The 17731-nt window shown below is 68.1% G+C and carries 16 protein-coding genes and 2 pseudogenes; 9 read left to right on the top strand and 9 right to left on the bottom strand.

What is annotated here, in order from left to right; translation table 11 throughout:
* Positions 1–47: 47 nt before the first annotated feature.
* Both AB0I91_RS43555 and AB0I91_RS43550 read right to left on the bottom strand, forming a co-directional pair.
* Complete coding sequence (locus AB0I91_RS43555; protein WP_499642109.1) at positions 48–3836, bottom strand: LamG-like jellyroll fold domain-containing protein; 3789 nt, start codon at positions 3834–3836, stop codon at positions 48–50.
* Positions 3837–4695: 859 nt separating this feature from the next.
* Positions 4696–5070, bottom strand: a complete 375-nt coding sequence (locus AB0I91_RS43550; RefSeq protein WP_499610681.1) for a hypothetical protein — start codon at positions 5068–5070, stop codon at positions 4696–4698.
* Positions 5071–5691: 621 nt separating this feature from the next.
* Here AB0I91_RS43550 and AB0I91_RS43545 point away from each other — a divergent pair.
* Positions 5692–5808 (top strand): annotated as a pseudogene (locus AB0I91_RS43545) (IS5/IS1182 family transposase); the annotation flags it as partial.
* A gap of 66 nt (positions 5809–5874) precedes the next feature.
* Here the strand turns inward: AB0I91_RS43545 and AB0I91_RS43540 are convergent.
* A pseudogene (locus AB0I91_RS43540) lies at positions 5875–6276 on the bottom strand (IS110 family transposase); the annotation flags it as partial.
* A 313-nt stretch (positions 6277–6589) separates the two neighbouring features.
* Between AB0I91_RS43540 and AB0I91_RS43535 the strand changes: the two are divergent.
* Entirely contained in the window at positions 6590–6925 is a 336-nt protein-coding gene (locus AB0I91_RS43535) for a DUF6247 family protein (protein WP_499642107.1), read from the top strand.
* Positions 6926–6959: 34 nt separating this feature from the next.
* Positions 6960–7235, top strand: a complete 276-nt coding sequence (locus AB0I91_RS43530; protein ID WP_499642105.1) for a hypothetical protein — start codon at positions 6960–6962, stop codon at positions 7233–7235.
* Positions 7236–7938: 703 nt separating this feature from the next.
* Here AB0I91_RS43530 and AB0I91_RS43525 read toward each other — a convergent pair.
* Both AB0I91_RS43525 and AB0I91_RS43520 read right to left on the bottom strand, forming a co-directional pair.
* Positions 7939–8715 carry a hypothetical protein gene (locus AB0I91_RS43525; protein ID WP_499642103.1) on the bottom strand — a complete coding sequence of 259 codons (777 nt, stop codon included), beginning with the start codon at positions 8713–8715 and terminating at the stop codon, positions 7939–7941.
* Positions 8702–9049, bottom strand: coding sequence for a hypothetical protein (locus AB0I91_RS43520; RefSeq protein ID WP_499642102.1), 348 nt, complete (start codon positions 9047–9049; stop codon positions 8702–8704). The genes AB0I91_RS43525 and AB0I91_RS43520 overlap by 14 nt, the downstream gene beginning before the upstream one ends.
* Positions 9050–9453: 404 nt before the next feature.
* Here AB0I91_RS43520 and AB0I91_RS43515 point away from each other — a divergent pair, with 404 nt between their 5' ends.
* The gene (locus tag AB0I91_RS43515) at positions 9454–10131 is read left to right on the top strand and encodes a hypothetical protein (RefSeq protein ID WP_499642100.1); all 678 of its coding nucleotides are present in this window, start codon (positions 9454–9456) and stop codon (positions 10129–10131) included.
* On the opposite strand, the gene AB0I91_RS43510 is transcribed toward AB0I91_RS43515, so the two are convergent.
* The 3 genes from AB0I91_RS43510 to AB0I91_RS43500 are packed head-to-tail and all read right to left on the bottom strand — an operon-like array spanning position 10093 to position 12671.
* A complete protein-coding gene (locus AB0I91_RS43510) occupies positions 10093–11277 on the bottom strand; it encodes a hypothetical protein (RefSeq protein WP_499642098.1) in 1185 nt (394 codons plus the stop codon). The two genes, AB0I91_RS43515 and AB0I91_RS43510, sit on opposite strands and share 39 nt — an antisense overlap.
* 53 nt (positions 11278–11330) lie before the next feature.
* On the bottom strand, positions 11331–12398 hold the full coding sequence (locus AB0I91_RS43505; protein ID WP_499642096.1) for an integrase core domain-containing protein: 1068 nt from the start codon (positions 12396–12398) through the stop codon (positions 11331–11333).
* A 57-nt stretch (positions 12399–12455) separates the two neighbouring features.
* Complete coding sequence (locus tag AB0I91_RS43500; protein ID WP_498781460.1) at positions 12456–12671, bottom strand: integrase; 216 nt, start codon at positions 12669–12671, stop codon at positions 12456–12458.
* Positions 12672–12756: 85 nt separating this feature from the next.
* Here AB0I91_RS43500 and AB0I91_RS43495 point away from each other — a divergent pair, with 85 nt between their 5' ends.
* The 4 genes from AB0I91_RS43495 to AB0I91_RS43480 all read left to right on the top strand — a co-directional run bounded on the left by AB0I91_RS43495 (position 12757) and on the right by AB0I91_RS43480 (position 15368).
* Positions 12757–13074 carry a TOPRIM nucleotidyl transferase/hydrolase domain-containing protein gene (locus AB0I91_RS43495; protein WP_499642094.1) on the top strand — a complete coding sequence of 106 codons (318 nt, stop codon included), beginning with the start codon at positions 12757–12759 and terminating at the stop codon, positions 13072–13074.
* Entirely contained in the window at positions 13071–13391 is a 321-nt protein-coding gene (locus AB0I91_RS43490; RefSeq protein ID WP_499642092.1) for a hypothetical protein, read from the top strand. Before AB0I91_RS43495 ends, AB0I91_RS43490 begins: the two co-directional genes overlap by 4 nt.
* 338 nt (positions 13392–13729) lie before the next feature.
* The gene (locus AB0I91_RS43485) at positions 13730–14224 is read left to right on the top strand and encodes a hypothetical protein (protein WP_498781464.1); all 495 of its coding nucleotides are present in this window, start codon (positions 13730–13732) and stop codon (positions 14222–14224) included.
* A 319-nt stretch (positions 14225–14543) separates the two neighbouring features.
* Positions 14544–15368, top strand: a complete 825-nt coding sequence (locus AB0I91_RS43480) for a hypothetical protein (RefSeq protein WP_499642090.1) — start codon at positions 14544–14546, stop codon at positions 15366–15368.
* An 805-nt stretch (positions 15369–16173) separates the two neighbouring features.
* Here AB0I91_RS43480 and AB0I91_RS43475 read toward each other — a convergent pair.
* Positions 16174–16971: a hypothetical protein gene (locus tag AB0I91_RS43475; protein ID WP_499610815.1), complete on the bottom strand. Its 798-nt coding sequence runs from the start codon at positions 16969–16971 to the stop codon at positions 16174–16176.
* A 307-nt stretch (positions 16972–17278) separates the two neighbouring features.
* Here AB0I91_RS43475 and AB0I91_RS43470 point away from each other — a divergent pair, with 307 nt between their 5' ends.
* Entirely contained in the window at positions 17279–17692 is a 414-nt protein-coding gene (locus AB0I91_RS43470; RefSeq protein ID WP_498781469.1) for an SH3 domain-containing protein, read from the top strand.
* Positions 17693–17731 lie beyond the last annotated feature (39 nt).

The raw sequence follows: 17731 nt of genomic DNA, 5'->3' as shown, positions 1-17731 counted from the left end.
GTCGCAGGTAGCTACCTGCGACCCCGGCCACGTCACGGACGACAGTCTCAGAGCAGATCGCACTCCTCCAACGCGTCGGGTGTCACGGTCGGCAGGATCACGTCCGGCGGCACCGGCTGCCCCTGTTTGATCGCGTCCACCCAGAACGGATCCTTCTCCAGGATGCGGTTGGTCCGGTACCAGCTGGTCATGTGCGCACCCCCGCTACAGTTGTCCCCCAGCGGCACGATCTTCACCGAGAAGTGGATGCCGGCGGAGGCGCCGCCCTCGTGCGTGGAGGCGAACGGGAACTCGTCGCACGACGGCTTGTTGACCCCCGCTTTGCTCAGCAGCTCGCACTCGTCACGGGCCCGCTGGTAGTTCTTGTAGGCCACCGATCCGGTGGTTTTGCGGTTGGACGTGGTCCGGGTCAGGCAGCCCTTTGCCCCGGCGCACCCGGGATCCGACAGGTCGACCAGTCCGGGTATCCGTTTGGTCTGACCGGACGGCGCTTTCGGGTCGGTGTTCTGCGGGTCGTGCAGCGCAGTCCAGATGTGCTCTGCGGTCTTCTTCGCCTTCCCGTCGTTGGCGTTGCCGTCGAGCACAAAGACCGGTCGCACGGACCACACCACGCAGCCGCCCTTGTAGTCCTTCAGGCTGACGCTGTCGCAGCGGAAGTCCAGCCGGTCGTCGTCCAGCCAGTTGTGCCTTTTGCCCTCGGACTCGGGGTAGAGGATTGACGGCTTGATGGCGCAGATCTCCCGGTATTCCGGCAGCGCGGTGGACTTCGAGGTGAGCATGATCGTCCGCTCTCCGCCGTGGATCCACGAGTACGCGGACTGGCTGATCCCGTCGGGGAAGTCTGCCGTGCAGTTGGCGGTGGGGTTGAGTTTCACCACGACCGGCCGGTGGATCCCGGTCACCCAGTTCCTGTGGTCGTAGCCCTTGAAACTGATGGAGACCTTGATCTGCCTGCTGGTCGCGCCGGGCAGGCCACGTGCGTTACCGCTCGCGTCGCCCACGTAGCTGTGCACGGTGATGGAGATGTAGGACCGCCACCACTCGCCGGTCGGCGCGTCCTGCGCGTTGAGCATGTTCTCGCCGACCCGTCCGCTGTAGCAGACCGAGAAGTTGCTGTTGACGTAGCGGCGGACGCTGTTATCGCCAGGTGCCCTGGTACGGCACGCATCGTGGTTGATGTGCCCGTATGGGTGGGGTGTCGGCGCGGCGGCGGCCCGCATCGGCGCGGCGGACGGGTCGACCGGGGTGTCCATGTCCGCCTGAACCTGCTCCGGGGTCTGTGCCCGGTCGTAGATCCGGACCTCGTCGATCGCGCCCCGGAAGAACTCGCCCCAAGAGCCGTTGCCGCCGATGTGCAGCTCGCCGGAGGCCGTGTCGAGCGGGGTGGTGCGTGGTGCGGAGGCCACTTCGACGCCGTCGAGCAGGAGCCTGACCACCGCACCGTCGTAGGTGACGGCGAGGTGGCTCCACTCGTCGGTGGGCAGTGGTGACGGGCCGTCGAGGATGGTGTGGTCCGCGTCGTCGGCCAGCCACACCGACGGCACGTCGCCGTTGGAGGCGTAGAGGCCGTAGGCGGAGCCGAGCTGGTGGTCCTTCATCAGTACCGTGGACCAGTCGTCCACGGCTTCCGGAAGCACCCAGGCCGACACCGTCATACCGGTGGACAGCCGCAGCGACGGGCTGTCCGGTACGGTCACCATGCTGCCGTCGAGACCGTCGAAGGCCAGCGCCTCGCCGAACCGCCCGGCGCGCCGGGTCAGTCCGGTCGCCGTGCCGGTGTTGCCGTTCCCGGACCGGTCGGCGACCACGTCGCCCGAGCCCTCCTCCATGCCGTACGCGGCGACCAGACCTTCGGGAGTCGGGTCGGCGGTGCCGGTGGTGAACGTCCAGGCGTGCGGCGCTGCCATGGCGTTGCCTGAACCGTCCACCGCGCCGCCGACCTCGGCGGTGTAGGCGGTGGCGGGCGTCAACCGCGCCGACGGCGCGAGCGTCACCGTGCTTTCCCCGGTCGACACCGTGCCGCCCACCGCCGCGCCGCCCGGATCCTTGACGACGAGCGTGGCGTCGGTGACGGGTTCGTCGAACACCGCCGTCACGGTGGCGGCCAAGGGCACGTCGGTCTGCCCGGCGGACGGATCGGTCCACGCGACCGCGGGCGGTGTGGTGTCCGGTTCCGGCTCCCACCCGGCGGCGGGCAGGTCGAGGTCGTCCACCCACTGCTCGCGGGTGGCGTCGTCGGGCGGGTAGAAGCCGTAGCCGGAGTCGTGCTTGACGGCCTGGTCCGCGTTCTGCCGCAACGGCAACGCCTGCTCTTCGGTGAGCACCGGCACGTACGGCGCCTCGTCGTGGCCGTCGCTGTGGTCGGCCATCTCCTGCTCGGTCGGCGCGGGGTCGGTCTCGGGGCCCGGGATATAGAACGGCACCGCCTTCTTCGGTTCGGGCGCCTCGTACTCCACGAACAGCACCGGCCCGCGCCCGTCCACGCCGTTCCACTCCGACGACAGGTACTCGCGGAAGTTCGACGGACCGCTGCTCTCGTTGAGCGCGGCCACCTGGAGGCCGTAGTTGGGAGCGCCGTCGGCCCACGCCTGCACGACGCCCTCGATCGAGTAGTACAGCTCCTGGGCGGGCTGCGAGCAGTACTGGTAGCTGCCATCGCGCTTGAGTACGCGCCCGACGCCGCCCGCCTTCACGCCCTGGCCCGCCGTGGTGACCGACGGCTGGTTGTTCCACCGCAGGTCGACCGGGCTGTTGGCGTCCAGCGCCCAGTTGCCCGTGACGCGCCGCACCACGATGTCGCCGGCGGCGGAGCCGCACTGACTGGTGATGTAGTTCCACGGCCGCATGTCGGCGTTGAGGATGGGCCGCCCGTAGAACGGGGCGCTGTCCAGGTTGAACTTCAGGTAGCTGCGGTAGAGATAGTAGGTGGAGACGGCGCCGTCCCAGTTGTGCCGCCCGGCCAGGATCTCCTGCCGGTACTGGGTCGAGCGGGCCGTGGCGTAGCGCGAGTCGGTGGCCACGAACACGTCGGTCGGGAAGCCGGGGCCGAACCACGGCGTCGGGTTGCCCGCGATCGTGACCGGGTAGGTGGTGGCGGTGTCGGCGAGGAAGGCCGCGTCGGGCGTGTAGGTCAGTTCGGTGCCCTGGTCGTCGACGGCGACCGCGACGTCACCGGCCGACTTGTCGGCGTCGAGCAGCACGGGCGGGGTGAGGTCGGCGACCTTCGCGCCGTCGTCCAGCACCTCGCGCGCCCGGTAGCTGATGCCGTTGCCGGTAGCGACGGGCAGCCGGAACGAGACCGGCCGGTCGGGCCGCCGGTGCACGACGATCCGGTGCCGGATGCCCGCCGGGGTGACGTCTACGACGAGGTCGGTGTCCGGGCCGTAGGCGGCGGGGTAGGTGGCCGTGGACCCATCGAGCACGGGCTTGGGCAGCACCGCGGGCGCGGCGAGATCCGTGGTGCCCTTGCCGTCCGCGTCACGCACCGACAGCAGCACGGTGTCGCCGCCCGCGGACAGCCGCACGTCGTCCCGGGCAGAACGGGGCCGGACGGCACCGCCGCTCTCGACCAGGGTGAGGTCGATCGCGCGCCAGCCGTCGGCCGCGGTGAACCGCACCGGATGGGCGTGCACGGTGGTGGACAACGTCCGGCCGCCGGGGTTGGCGACCGTGGTGGAGTTCTCGGTGTGCAGGCTGGGCACCTCGACCGGCGCCTGCTTCCGGCCGGCTTCGGCCAACGCGGTGTGCACGGGATCGGTGGTGGACGACTCGGGTGGCTGCGCGATGGCGGGGTAGGTAACGGCCAGTGACGCGACCAGCCCCACTACCGCGGCCATGGTCGGGCCCCGTCTCCGGAAGTATGTGCTCAACAGGATCCCCCTGGTCGGAACAACAGGTCCAGAACTTTGTTTTCCGGTCGCCGGGGCGGCTGCGGTGAACCGCCCGGCGGACCTTATGCGGCTTCGATCCAGACACAGGCGAGATCGCCGTCGTGCCAGGTGATCGCCCCGCTGGAGTCCGCGAGTCCCGCTCGCGTGCACACCCGTGTATCGGCTTTGAACGCGATGCCGGTCGCCGGGCGCCGGGTACTGTTCTCGCCGACCACGGCCGTGGGCCCTCCGACTACACGGGCGGGGTGGCCGCCGGAACGGCACGGCGGGTGCAGCGAAGCCTCGGTCTTCACGGTGTGCCCCGGCGTCACGCCAGCGGGAAAGCTCTGTTCACGCATGGTCCCCTCTTCCTCCGGGCGCCCAGCGTCACGAACCGAGGCGCCACGTGCACCATGACGAGTCCGGTCCCGGAACGGGTGGCGTCCGGCACCATGACGCGCCCCAGGGCCGCAGCGCGCGTCGACGATTTGGCCGGCGGAGGCCGCAACGGATTTCTCTCCCCCGAGAGAGGTCGATCGGAGTCGACGCGGTCGAGTGTCGTCCGCGGTCCGCCGCGTCGGCAACGGAAACGCCGTTCGGACGTGTTCGGAACGTTGCTCGATCCGTTCGTGAACACACCCGAACAGCCCAGCCCGGTCCGCTGGATCGGCGCTCGCCCGCACTGCACCGGTCCGCCATGCTGGGACGGTGAGCCAGGGAGGGGGTCAGCCGAGTCGCTGGCGACGTCACCACAGCCGACGGAGGCCGGCACCCCGTCGGAATTCACGGCGGCACCGCGTGCGTTGCGAGCCTGGTCCGGGCTGACCTACCGGCAGTTGGAAGGGAAGATCGCCACGTATCGGGATTCCCTCCCGGCCAGCATGATCGCGACCACCCTCGGCCGCTCCACCTGCCCAGGCAAAGGTTCGTCGACCCCTTCACCCGAGCGTGCGGCCTCGGTGACGACGAGGTGCGACAGTGGCTCGAGGTTCGCCGCCGCAGCGTCACGAGCCGCGCCTCGTTCCAGCGCCGTGGATGCCACCGGCGTTGGCCCGCGTCTCGATCGAAACGGCGCGGGGTCGATGTACTGGACGAGCGCGCCGTCCGACGCCACGCAGAAGTGGCTCTCCACGACCACTCCCAGCTGAGCGGAATCGTTGTAGAGGCTGGCCGCACGGGAAACAGCCTCATGCGCGATCACCAGCCTGCCGGACCGGCTTGAGCCGCCACGTTGTGCGGTGTTCTGCGCTGTGTAGGTGCAGTTCGGAGCGGTTGAGACCATCGGAGGTGGGCAGGATCGAGTCGCCGAGGTCACCGGTCACCTCCTCGGCGGCCTTGATGTCGTGCAGTCTGCACGGGTCGATCTTGCGATAGGTCGCCGGCGCCGCAGCGGTCTTTGTCGGGTATCGCCGGTTGGCTCTGCGGTGCCTGCCGGGTCTGGCTGTCCGGAGGCGGCCTGTCCGGAGGCGAGGCGCCGCCGGTGCATGCCGAGTGCGATCTTGAGACCGGTGATCGCCTCCGGGGAAGCGAGTCGGTGCGGTGCCCAGTAGGTCTTGCCGATCTCCGGGCCGGACAGGCGGGCCTCCAACGACCACGGTCCGCGCAGTTCGGCCAGCGCCCGCGAGCACAGGGTGTGCAGTTGTTCCAGCCGCAGGTCGAGTACGCCCGGCCTTCCAACGTGTCGACAGGCCGTCGACTTCCTTGAGCCATTTCATCGTGACGTCGCAGGTCACGGCGCAGGCTGAGTGGTGGGCGCGGTGGGCGAGGCTCCCGGTAAGACAGCAGTCAACCAAGATCCGATGCCCCAACCGGGAGCCTCACCGTGCTGTCGTACCCTGCCGCGATTCCGCTGTCCAACCACACCCTCGTCCGCCTGGCCGATCTCATCCGCGCCGAGCGGGCGCGGCGCCGGTCCCGGTGGCGGCGGCTCGATCCCGGCACGCCCGAGTTCGTCGCGCCGGTCGACCGGCAGTCGCAGGGCCACGGTGTGGTCGTCGGCGACGACACGGTTCAGGCCGTCGGTCCGCAGTGCGACCAGGGCGACCAGGCAGGCGTCGGTGGCGTCGGTCCTGCGGCCGTATCCGGTGTCGAACACCCGTGCCCGCGCCGCGAGCTTCGCGGGCACGTCCACGACCGGTCCGCCGTCGGCGACCAGGCGCTGCGCCAGGTGCTTGCCGACACCGTCGCACCCCTCGACCGCCCGGACCCTGTCCGGCCGGCGGCGGCCTTCGTCCGGCATCCGTCGGTAGCCGTCGTTGTCCGTGCCGAACCGCCCTTGCCCGACCGTTCGCTCCCGACCGTCGACGATCCCGATCGTGGCCCAGCGCTTGTGCGGGTCGAGGCCGATGACCACCGGACTCACATCGCCTCCTCGCCTGTCCAGGGCTGTGCTTGCCGAAAATTCCATCCATGCAGGTCAGGTGCCTTCATGCAGTTCGGCCTCCCGGCGCGGAATCGGCATCCCACAGTTACCTCCCGAGTGGCGATCGACGCCGCGCCTCAGTCGAGTGTGCGGCCTGGAGGACGACTTGCTGTGTACAGCGTCCGGCGTACCGGCACCGCGGTTGGCGTGTTCGCCTGCGGGGACCTTGGCGTATGGTGCCTGGGTTGCGGTGGTGTCCCGACGTTCGGTGGCAGCGGTTGGGTCTACTATCTGTTGTGTGAGCTCTCCGGCTGCCCGTTCGTCCGAGCCTGACCGGCCTGTTGGCCAGGTGGCGGACGTGGATGGTCTGGAGTCCCCGCCCGAGTGGGTGGGCGATGGCAAGGCTGCCGCACTGTTCGGTTCGCCGGAGTTGATCCGTGCCGCGTTGCTGCCGGAGCATGCCGGCGAGTTCGATGCGGCTTTCGATGCCGCGCTGACCGCGGCTCGGCGGACTCTGCGTCTGGACCAGTTGCGGTCGACCCTGCAGGTGTGGCGGCGAGTTGCGCTGCTGACCTGCGAAAACCTGGAGGCGGCCCGTCGGCTGGTGGACACCACCGTCGCGGTCCGTCGTACGGGTGCCTCCCGGCCGGGCAGTGTGTCGTGGGACGAACTGCGGGCGGAGTTGGGTCTGTAGTCGCCAGTAGTCCAGGCGGCGGTCGACGACGATCATGGCGTACACCCTCGACATCGATCCTGGTGCGCAGGAGCAGATCCGCGAGCTTCCACCCGAGGCGCTCGTCGCGCTGGGCGAGGCGTTCGAGGTCCTGACCCTGGTGCCCGAGCGGGGCAGCCCGCTCAACCCGGACAATCCGGATGGCGGGCTGTTCCACCTCCCGTTCGGCCAAGGACTCGGATTGATCACCTACCTGCTCTTGACCTCCCAGGACCGGGTGGACGTGCTGCTGGTGACCTGGGTGTCCTTCGACCCCGACCACGGTTCCTAATCCGATTGGTGGTTCGGGGTCTTGAGGAGCATGTAGGAGCGGGCGGTGGGAGCAAAATGGGAGCCGTCGGACGCGTTCAACGGCGTCGAGCCGCATTCAACGGCACCCAATAGCCGCGTTTTTCCTGCGCTAATTCTATTTGTGCCGGTAGAGGCTTTGTTTCGGCTTCGTTCACACTGAAGTGCTCTTCGAACCGCGCTCAACGGCACTGAACGGCGTGAAACCGCAGGTCAACGGCGGTGAACGGCATGGTGGTCAGGTCGTGCTTCAGGGTGAGCACTTCTGCGACTCCGAAGAGCCGGTCCGTGCTCTTGAGGACCGTGTGGCTGGTGGTCGTGCAAGGGTTGGTCGGTGTTTCGTGGTTACAGAGGGTGTGGCAGAGTCGGACCGGGCGAGAGGTGCCGGATGTGGTGCGCTCGGGCGCCGGGTCGACCCCGGCGTCCCGGAGGATCTGCCACACCGTGGAGCCGCGACCTTGATGCCGAGGACGAGGAGTTCTCCGTGGATGCGGCGGTAGCCCCAGATCGATTCCTACCACCGTGTGAAGATTTGGTGGCTAGCGGGTCAAGTCTCGGGTTGATCGCCGTCGAAGGTTCATCCCGCTGAGTGGCATCACGGATGCTGCGCCTGCTTATGGTCGAGCCGGAGAAGCTGGGCGAGCTCGACACGGGCATGACCGTTACCGCCCCGGCTGACGCGCCTGTCAGTCCTGACGGCCCCCGCCGGTCTCGCTCCGGTGCCCGATCGAGGCGATGACCATGGCGAACGCCATGCTGTAGAGGCTGAACACGGCTGCCCGCATGAACTGCTGCCGCGTGGGCTCCTCGCGCATGCGGTACACGTTGGTCAGGACCGAGAGTGCCGATCCGGCCACGACGACCAGGGCCATGAACGCGTCGAACTGCGGCGGGTTGTTGCCCATCAGGGTGTTCGCCACCCAGTCGCGCGCGACCTGGGGGTAGAGGGCGTGGCTCCCGCCGACGTTGCCGACGACCATCAGCATCGACCAGGACGTGCCGACGCCCAGCGCGCCCAGCAGCACGCCCCGGCGCCCACAACCCGCCTTCGCCGTCCCGATGAGCTGGTCGAGGACCAGTTGCCCGAGCGCGTACAGGGCGCCCAGCGCCGACAGAAAAATCAAGAACGGGATCTCAAAGACGAGGCCGACGAGCAGCAGGCAGAGCCCGATACCCAAGGCGGTCCAGGCGACCGTCAAGCCCACCACCCCGAGCACGAACACGAACACCGGCTCGTCCCAGAAGGTCGCGATTCCCGACAGGACAGCGATGGCCACCAGGAGCCCCCACACCCACCAGTCCCAGCCGCGGACCCAGTCGGACGCCGCGAAGAACCATGGGCCGATGGTCCTGACCACCCAGTGCACCGCCGCGCCCACCCACGCCACCGCGTGCAGCCCGGCTGCCGCGAGGGGCGCCGTGAGCAGCGCGACGACGGCGAACGCGGGTTCATGGTGTCGCACGGGCGAGGGCGAGGACCGCCAGCAGGAATACCCCCGTCGCCCAGACGAGGCAGGTCAGCAGCAGTGGATACGTTGGCAGGGCCGCGTTGACAACGGCACTGGCGTCTACCAGCCACCGCAGCGACGCCCACCCGTCCCGGGCAGCGAGCTTCGCGGTCCCCTCGGGCAGGCTGAACGCCGCGAACATCGCCCCCACCATCGCGTACAGCAGCACCACGGCCAAGAGCAGCGGCACCATGACCGGGAACATCACGAGGATCCCGAGGCAGCCCAAGCGCTTTGCCCAGTAACCGGTGATCTCGCGGCCCTGGTACTCGACCCGGAAGTTCCCCACCGCTGTCCTCTCGCCCGTGCCCGCCGCAGTACTTGATCTATACCGGCGGGTAGCGAGAACGTTCCGGGACGCGACAGCTATCACCTGAACGGCCCAGCGGCGCGGTGGCGGCCGGGCCGAAGAGCTGTCCGAGCCGGACGAAGATCAGGTACATCAGTCGTAACGCCATGCCTAGCGATCATGCCTGCACGGCTCATGGTGTGCGATTGCCGCAGCTCAACGCCCCATTGCAGAGTTCTGGCACCTCTCAGGGCACCGCGCGTCCTCTACCTGCATGGATGCGGTTATCGGCAGGCACAGCCATGCCGCGCCCACCTTCGCGCGTGACCTCCGTGTCAAGGAGCTTTCCTCAACTTGAGATTGGTCGAGCCCAGGGCTGGCCGCGCAGGCTTAGACTCCGAATGGTGAACGCATGGAGTCGTCGAGCTGTCGGACGTGCGCTGCTGGCGAGCGTGGTCACCGGCGTTGGCGGATTCGGAGCGTTGCTCGCATTCTCCCTTGCGACCCGCTCTTCGACTCGAGGTCTTCCCGATCTGTGGACATATCGAAGCGCTACGTTGGGAGACGGCCTGCTCTTGCCGGTCTCCTGCGGCGCGCTCGTCCTGGCGCGGGCCGGTCTGCCTCCTGTCGAGCGGGACCGCTTGATCAGCGGTGCGGCGGCGGCGCTGGGCGCGCTCGCCGGCGGGGCCACGCAGGTCCTGTGGTTGCTCGACGACTCACCGAGGTTGAACTGGACTTTGCCGCAACCGCACCGCTTCAACGCCGCAGGTGCCTACCACGCGGTGTACCTGGTCGTCATGTCGGCCACGTTCGCGGCGTTGTGGACCTCGGTGATCGTCCGTGCCGTCGGAGCCGCTCCTGGGAGCGTCGACTGGCTCTCGACCGGCTCGGCCGTTGGGGTGGCGCTGGCCGCCGACGGGGGCTTCGCCGCGCTCGTGCTTCTCGACAACCGGGTCAGTGCCGACACCCACGCCGGCCAGGTGACGACCGCGGCGGTGAGCGTGGCCGCGATCGGCCTCTTAGCGGGTGTAACCTTCACCTGCCTACGGCAGAGGCGAAAGCTCATTACGTTCCTTCGGTAGGTGTTCCTCCAACCACCCCCTGGTAACGGCGACCCCCACCAGAAGCCATACAATCGATGCGACGAACAGGACCCGAGCACCTTTGTCCTGCCAATTGAGATGCCTGCGGAGGCGGGCAAGGAATTCATCGTGAAGCGTCTTCGGCTCGTCTTCGGCGACAGTCAGGCGATCGAGCCTGGGTATTCTACGTTTCAACTCGTCGTCGAAGTGCTGTACGTTCATGTTGATGGCGTACAGGTAGACTCGGTAGAGTACCCAAGACAGCACAAGAAACGCGACTCCTGGCTTGACGTTTTGCGATATATCAGGCACGAAGCGCGCTAGGAGGATGCTGGGGAGCCAGCATGTGGCTGCCGCAAGAAAAGCGTACAGCGGCTGACCTTGACAGACGTTGACCGTCGGACTGTTCACGGTGATCTGTTGTGTCTGCGAGGAGGAGGCAGCGAGTACAAAGTGGATGGCGACGACGCAAAGCAGGCCCAGGCCGAACTGCCCGAGGGTGAGAGCGGCCGAGGCGAAGGTGACCCCGCGCCACGGACCCACCCACAGTTGCCGCTCGATCATCCACACCGTCAGCGCGGCTACCGTGGTGCCACCCAGCACGGTCAACACCCAAGCCCGGGGACCGGGTCGGAGCAGCTGCAGCCGCACCGGCGTCGTGATGAGGTCTTCTCCGTACATCACCCCGACGAGCACCGCGAGCACCCCGATGTACAGCACGACCGGCAAGGGCCAAATCAGCCGGTGCGCGAGGACGTCGTGCATGACGAGCAGGACGAGCCCCACGTTCGCGACGCCCACGAGGACAACCGCAACACCATTGGGCCGAAGTAGACGGTCGTCCACCTCGGGACCCGGCCTGGTCGCTGACGCAACGACAACGCCCGCTGCCGCGACGGCGACGGCCACTGTGATGGTGGTGCCTGTCGCCCACTCACCCGGTGCGGGCCGCGCATCGCCGGCGATGTCGAATCCGAGCGGCCGACCGAGCAGGACGAAGACCGGGACGGCGGCGCCGACCATGCCGAACCCGGTCAGAAGGGATAGGAGCAGGCGCTGGTTCCCGATCGCGTCGGCGGCACCGCCACGCCGTTCGGCTTCGGCCCTGCGTGAGAAGGAACGGACTCCGGTGCCGACGGCGAACATGGCGAGACCGACTTGTGGGGTACCAAGAGTCAGGCACATGGCCTGACCTGCGGTTAGGCGGCTGTGGGTTCGTACTCGTTGATGAGGCCGCCGAGGACTGGTCGGCGACGTATCGAGGTGCAGCGCGGCTCCGTGATCGGCTGGTCCGGTCGCGGTGGTGCGAGCTGTAGCGCCTGGTGGGGTCGGCGGTGGTTGTAGTGGGCTGTGTAGCGGTCCAGGACCGCTCGCAGGTGGTGTTCGTTGATGATGAGTAGTCGGTCGGTGGCTTCGCGTCTGATGGTGCCGATGAACCGTTCGGCGTGGGCGTTGGCTCTCGGGCAGCGTGGTGGGATTTTCACGACCTTGATGCCTGCGCCGGAGAGGAGAGCGTCGAACGAGGCGGTGAACTGGCCGGCCCGGTCCCGGATGAGGAACCGGAAGTCGTCGGCCCGATCGGCCAGGCCCATCAGCAGGTTGCGGGCCTGCTGGGTGGTCCAAGGACCATCGGGGTTGGTGGTGGCGCCGAGGATGCGGACGTAGCGGGTGGCTACTTCGATCACGAAGAAGACGTACACGCGCTTGAGGGTGACCGCGCAGTCGACGTGGAAGAAGTCGCAGGCCAACATGCTCGCGGCCTGGGCGCGGAGGAATCGTCGCCAGGAGGTGTCGGTGTCGCGCTGGGGCGCGGGTGGTATCCGCAGGCGCTTGAGCACGCGGCGAACCGTTGAAGCGCCTACCCGGTGGCCGAGCTTGAGCAGCTCACCTTGGATCCTGCGGTAGCCCCAGCCGGTGTTCTCCCGGGCCATACGCTCGATCAACGCCACGACGGTGTCGTCGGCCGGTGCGCGGCCGGTGCGGTGGGGGTAGGTCCACTTCTTCGCGACCAGGCGCCGGTGCCATCGAAGGATGGTGCCAGGTGTCACCAAACGGTGCTCGCGCAGCATCTGGGGGAGTCGGCGCACCAGGGCGGCGAGCACCGCGCGATCGGCCCACTCCAGTCGCGGGCGGGGGTTGGTGCGGCGTAGTACGGCGACTTCGTGCCGCAATACCAGCAGCTCTACGTCCTTGGCCGCCGATGACCGGCCGAGCAGAACCAGCCAGCCAACGAGCCGGACGAAGATCAGGTACAGCAGTCGTAGCACCACACCTCGCGATCCTGCCTCTACGGCTCATGATGTGCGATCACCGCAGCTCAGCGCTCAGATGCAGAGTTGTGGAACCCCACAGGCCAGAGCGGCGAACCAGAATCGGTCCGCGGGCTCGTAGCGGACCGGGCCTGCGAGTTGCCGACGAAGGACCGCGTTCTCGTGCCGCGGCACGAGCAGCCCGGCGTCCTTCGCTGCCTCGCCGCGCAGCAGCACCGACGGGACGGACAGCAACTTCCGGGTCACCTTGTACAGCAGGGACACGATCACCCGGACATGGTCTCAACGCGGCGACACCCCGCTCTACCAGCAGCGATGACTTTTCGAACGGCACAGGTTCACGTCCATCCCGGAGGTGGAGAAGCGACTGTCCGGTTATCACCACAACGTCCGGTCACAGCTCGACGCGGTCGCCGCCACCAAGCTCTCCGAGCCGTTGTTCTCCAACGCCGCCTTGCTGGTCGAGGGCACCAGTGACAAAGCGGTGCTGGAAGGGCTCGCCGAGGAATCCACGGTGACTTCGCTGCTAAGCAGAGGCATCACCGTCGTCGACATGGGCGGCAAGCACGGCGTCATGCTCGCGCACGCCATCCTGTCCGAGCTGGGCGTCCCTTGTTACGCCGTATTCGACGGCAACAAAGGCAACAGCGCGCGGATGCGCAGGAACGGGTGATCGAGCAGGACATCACCATGCAGGCCTTTAAGGACGCGGCCGACAACCGTAGGATGCTGGCCTACCTGGAGGCCGACGAGGAGGAAGACTTCCCGGAGACCGCCGCGCACGCACGCTGCGCGGTCCTCGAAGATACCCTCGAACCGCTGCTCGAAGCGCAATGGCCCGGCTGGCTCGACCAAGTTGTCGAAGCCGGGCTCGCGACCGGCAACAAGAAGAACGCCCTGCTCTACCTCATCGCCGCCCGCTGCATCACTTCACCGTCCCCGAAGTTCCTTGAGGACGTTCTGCACCGTGTGCACCGCCTGGTCGGATGACAAGGCGCGTTCCGTCGGTGAGCGGCCTGAGCCCGGCAGACCGCGGCGATAGCCCGGTCGCCGTGCCCTGCCGCAGCGACCTGGCTCTGCCATCGACCAGCCCATGCGCCTGTCAATGGACCTGCACGCCGGGACGGCGAGCAGCCTGGCTCGACCTCAGCGCGGCATGCACCCCGACTCACCCGCCGCACTGCCCTTCTTCGCCCACCACCGCACTCCGGGACAGGCCCCGGACCGCGGGACCACCACGAAGCCCCCATCGGCGCAGGGCTTGGGGTGGTGGACGCTTACTGCCGCACGTTGGTAACGAGCGCGGTGCCCTGAGAGACAGTCCAACTATGTTGAATACCGTCGCCCCCGCCTTGGTCGCGGGTTTCGCAGGACTACTTGGTGTTGTGGTTGGTGGCGCGCTGGAGCCGTACAAGCTCCGTGCTGCCCGGCGCGCACGTGTTCGACAGGATCGGGCGGAGCGTTGTGCCCGGCTCGTCGAGACCACTATGACGTCCCGTACTCGGCTGCTCGCTCTCAACCGCGCTCACCGCCGTGGCATCACCGGCAAGGACTTGGACGAGTGGATGGAGAAGTGCAGAGAGGCCCGCAACGAGTTGCGGCAGGCTGTCGCGGTGATGCACCTGAGTGGCCCGCAGAAACTCATCAACGCAGCGAAAGCGCTGCGCGAGGCGGAGCGGAAGCTCCGGGAGATGCGTTTCGTGCAAGAGGACGATGGCAAGTTCAACCCGGATAGGGCGCCGGAGTCAGTGATGAAGATGGCCGACGCCCTGGAAGCCGCCGTATATGAGTTCGCGCAGATCGCTCGCAGGTACACGAGCTGACCTCTGCGGTCGTATCTTCCTCGTTGTTCGCTCCACCGGGTGAAGTTATCGTTCATGTGATCGGGCTGGGGACCATGAGAGGATGCTGCGCGGACGCTGTGGGAGCGTAGGTCACCGTGAGCCGGACAACGTGGACCCCGCCCGCTGGTCGCCGAGCGGATCGTCCAGGGACTGGTTGCGAAGTGGTCCCTGATTGACGACCTATCTTCGGCCTGTCAACTCGAGTCGGTCGAGCAGGAGCGGTTCGGTGTTCTCGGTGTTCACCAGGCTGACCGCTTCCTCGAAAGAACACGGTGTGCCACCTGAGGACCGCACGAGGGTGCTTGTCGCGGCCAGGCCGAGTGACCTGCCGTCCCGCCTGCTCGACAAGGTCGACCCGGTGACGACCAGGGTGCACTGGTGGTGGAGCGCGTGCGACCGGCTCGACACGGCGGTGGTCACCGCGGCAACCCGACCCCGGGTCGCACCGCGGGGGCACTCGCATCGGATCGACGTGCGGGAACTCGTGGCGGTGGAGGTGATCGTCGAGGTGGCCGGTCCCGACCTTCTGCTCGCGGAGGGGCTGGCGTCGTCGTGGGACGGTCGCCGGAGCACGCTCCGCGAGCGGATCGCCGCTTTTGCGCACGCGCAGGACGATCTCGCGCCGGACGCCGCCCGGCGACGGCGCGGCGGTGGCGGGCGACCGGCCGAGGAGCTGAGGCCCGCGTGGAACGCCGGTGCCCTGGAACTCTGGGACGGGCAGCTCCGGATCAGTCCTGCGGTGCGCGGGGCGATCGGCTCCGCGGTCGACCTGGACAACCTCGTGTGGAGGGGGCAGAACCGGGCACTGATGCCGCTCGTCGACAGCTGTCGGGCACGGCTCGAGCAGACGGTCCGCTCAAGGGCGAGCACAGCCATCCTCGCCGAGCTGGGCCGGGAGTTCCGCAGCGGAGCACCCGGCGTCGAGGAGGGGGGCGGTCGCGTCACCTTGGAACTCGGCGCGATGGCGTGGGCGGTGTCCACCTCCCGGGTCAGGCTGTCCCGCTCCGACAGGGAGCTGCTGTTCTGCCTGAGGGACACGCGAAACGCACTCGCCCACCTGAGGCCGCTCGACGACGAGGACCTGGACCGCGTGGCCGCCCTCGTGCCCGACCTGACGTGGTGACGGCGCGCCGTCGTGACCTCGTGTCGCGCACCGGTGGCAGGACCGTGGCGTGACGTGAGCGGGTCATCTCGGTTAATGGGTCACCGCAGTCGGTCGCCCGGGATTCAGAGGTTGGTGGGCGTCCGGTGCGTCGGCGCGCGGCGTAGTCCCACTTGTGGGTTATGAGTTTGCGGTGCCAGGCGAGCAGGGTGCCCTGCGTGACCGGGAAGACCTCTCGCCACCGGCGGCGATTCACCAGTGCGGACAGGGCAGCGAACCAGGGCGGTCCGCGGGCACGTAGCGGACTGGACCGGCGAGTTGCCGACGGAGTACGGCGTTCTCGTGGCGCAGCACGAGCAGTTCAGCGTCCTCCGCCGCTTGGCTGCGTTGCAGCGACGCCGGGACGGACAGCCGCTTCCGGGTCACCTTGTATAGCAGGGACACGATCACCGGCCATGCTCCCGAAGACGACGGCGCCCTCGCTCTACCGGCGGCGATGACATTTCGAGCGGCACAGGCTCCGACACCATCGGCGTCTACCACCCCAGCACCGACCACTCCTACCTGCGTAACGCCAACTCCGCGGGCGACGCCACCCACCGCTTCCGCTACGGCGTGGGCGGTGACATCCCGGTTGTCGGGGACTGGAACGGCGACGGCACCACCACCGTCTGCGTCCGCCGCTGAGTCCACGGCGGACGCCGTGATCTCCATGGCGTCCGCCGTCTCGTCCCGCAACCGGGGTGAGGTGTTCGAACCTGCGTGAATGTGCCCGAAGACGAACGCGTGCCGGGCGGGGGCGACACCCGCCCGGCACGCGTTCGTGTCAGGGCAGGCGGACCTGGAAGACCGCGACCCGGGCGTCGTGGCCGTCCACCCGCATGTCCACCGTCTTGGTGTCGATGAACTGCTCCTGGACGGTGCCGTCGCCGGCCAGCCAGTTGATGCGGTCGATTCCGGTGCTGAAGCACCGGCGCTCGGCGTCCAGGCTGGTTGCCTTGAAGTAGTTCGGGTTGTTGGTGTCCGCGGTCCAGAAGACCAGGCGACCCGCTTGGTGGTGGGCGAGCACGCGCTCGGCGTGGATGTTCTTGTGCTTGTTCCACTCGTCGCGCAGGTCGGTGCGCTGGTCACCGTTGTAGGCGTTGGCGATGTAGTGCGAGTTGATCAGCGCGAACTCGAGCGCGGGGTGGTTCTGGTGACGCACCACGACCTCGTTGATCCAGCGGGGCGGCGTCACCCCGCTGATGCCACCGTGCACGAACGTCGTCCTCGAACTCGCCACCTGCCACGGCTGCGGGATCGAGATCGGGACTCGGAACGACGTGTCGTGACGCAGGAACGCGTTGTTGTACAGCGGGCCGAAGTAGTGGTCGATCATCGCGGGCTCACCGGTGTCGCCCTCGTTGATCTCCTGCCAGCCGACCAGCGGCCGCACGAGGGGGTCCGCGTTGCGGACGGCGTCGATCGCCGCCTCGCGCGCGCCCAGGTTGTCGCGGCCGATGTTGGCCGTGATGATCGGCAGCCGGATCCATCCGGTCGCCGCGGTGGCTGTTCCCGCACCGGCGGCCAGGGCGCCGAGCGCGACGCCACCACCGAGGGCGAGTGCCCTACGCCTGCTGAGCATTCCGGACACAGATGGTCCCTTCTCGCGGGGTCAGTGGACTTGGCACGTCAAAGTGTCACAGAAGATAGCCGTTTTTGGTCGAGAGATCACCAGCTCGCCGCTGGTGCGGCCGGTCGCGGCACTGGTGCCGTGACGGGCGCCTTCGAGACCAAGGCGTAGCAGGCAGCCGCACACATACCGCCCCTGACCAGCGCATTGTGGGAAATCGCGGGTAATTCACACGAAAGGCCCTCGACGATGACTCCCGGTCGCCCGGACCACGGGCGGCACCCCGACAGAGGGCAACGAGAGGGGCACGATGAGGAAGATGAACGTCCTGACCCGGACGCTGGTGATGCTGTTCCTCGCGGTGGTCGCCGGGATCTCCGCGGCCGCCCCCGCGAGCGCCGCGGCGGGCCCGTCGGCCGGGTGGTCGACGGTGGAAGCGGACCGCGCGGTTTCGGCCGTGGACAGCGGTTCCTCCGTCACGCCGGCCGCCTTGGCGCACTGCCCCAACGGCTACATGGTCGCGACGTACGGCGCGAACGTCTACAGCGGCTGGGATAGCTTTCGGGTCATCGGCACCGTCCGAGCGGGTGATGTGGTCCGCTGCTACGAGGGTTACGACCTCGGTCGCCGGTACACCGCGTGCGGCGTGTCCAACGGCAACGGCTGGGTCCGGCTGATCGCCAACGACGGCACCCGGGGTTGGTCGCCACAGGCGTGCTTCGCCGACCTGTGACCTGCTGACACGGCGAGGCGTCCGGACGCGGGTCCGGAC

It is taken from the genome of Actinosynnema sp. NPDC049800, from assembly GCF_040656635.1.
Taxonomy (GTDB): Bacteria; Actinomycetota; Actinomycetes; order Mycobacteriales; family Pseudonocardiaceae; genus Actinosynnema.
This window is presented reverse-complemented; position numbering and strand designations above follow the sequence as displayed.

Excerpts from the sequence above, each read along its gene's own strand:
- AB0I91_RS43555 (WP_499642109.1), bottom strand. The coding sequence starts at position 3,836 with ATGGCCGCGGTAGTGGGGCTGGTCGCGTCACTGGCCGTTACCTACCCC.
- AB0I91_RS43530 (WP_499642105.1), top strand. The coding sequence starts at position 6,960 with ATGGCGTACACCCTCGACATCGATCCTGGTGCGCAGGAGCAGATCCGC.
- AB0I91_RS43510 (WP_499642098.1), bottom strand. The coding sequence starts at position 11,277 with ATGTTCGCCGTCGGCACCGGAGTCCGTTCCTTCTCACGCAGGGCCGAA.
- AB0I91_RS43485 (WP_498781464.1), top strand. The coding sequence starts at position 13,730 with ATGTTGAATACCGTCGCCCCCGCCTTGGTCGCGGGTTTCGCAGGACTA.
- AB0I91_RS43475 (WP_499610815.1), bottom strand. The coding sequence starts at position 16,971 with ATGCTCAGCAGGCGTAGGGCACTCGCCCTCGGTGGTGGCGTCGCGCTC.
- AB0I91_RS43470 (WP_498781469.1), top strand. The coding sequence starts at position 17,279 with ATGAACGTCCTGACCCGGACGCTGGTGATGCTGTTCCTCGCGGTGGTC.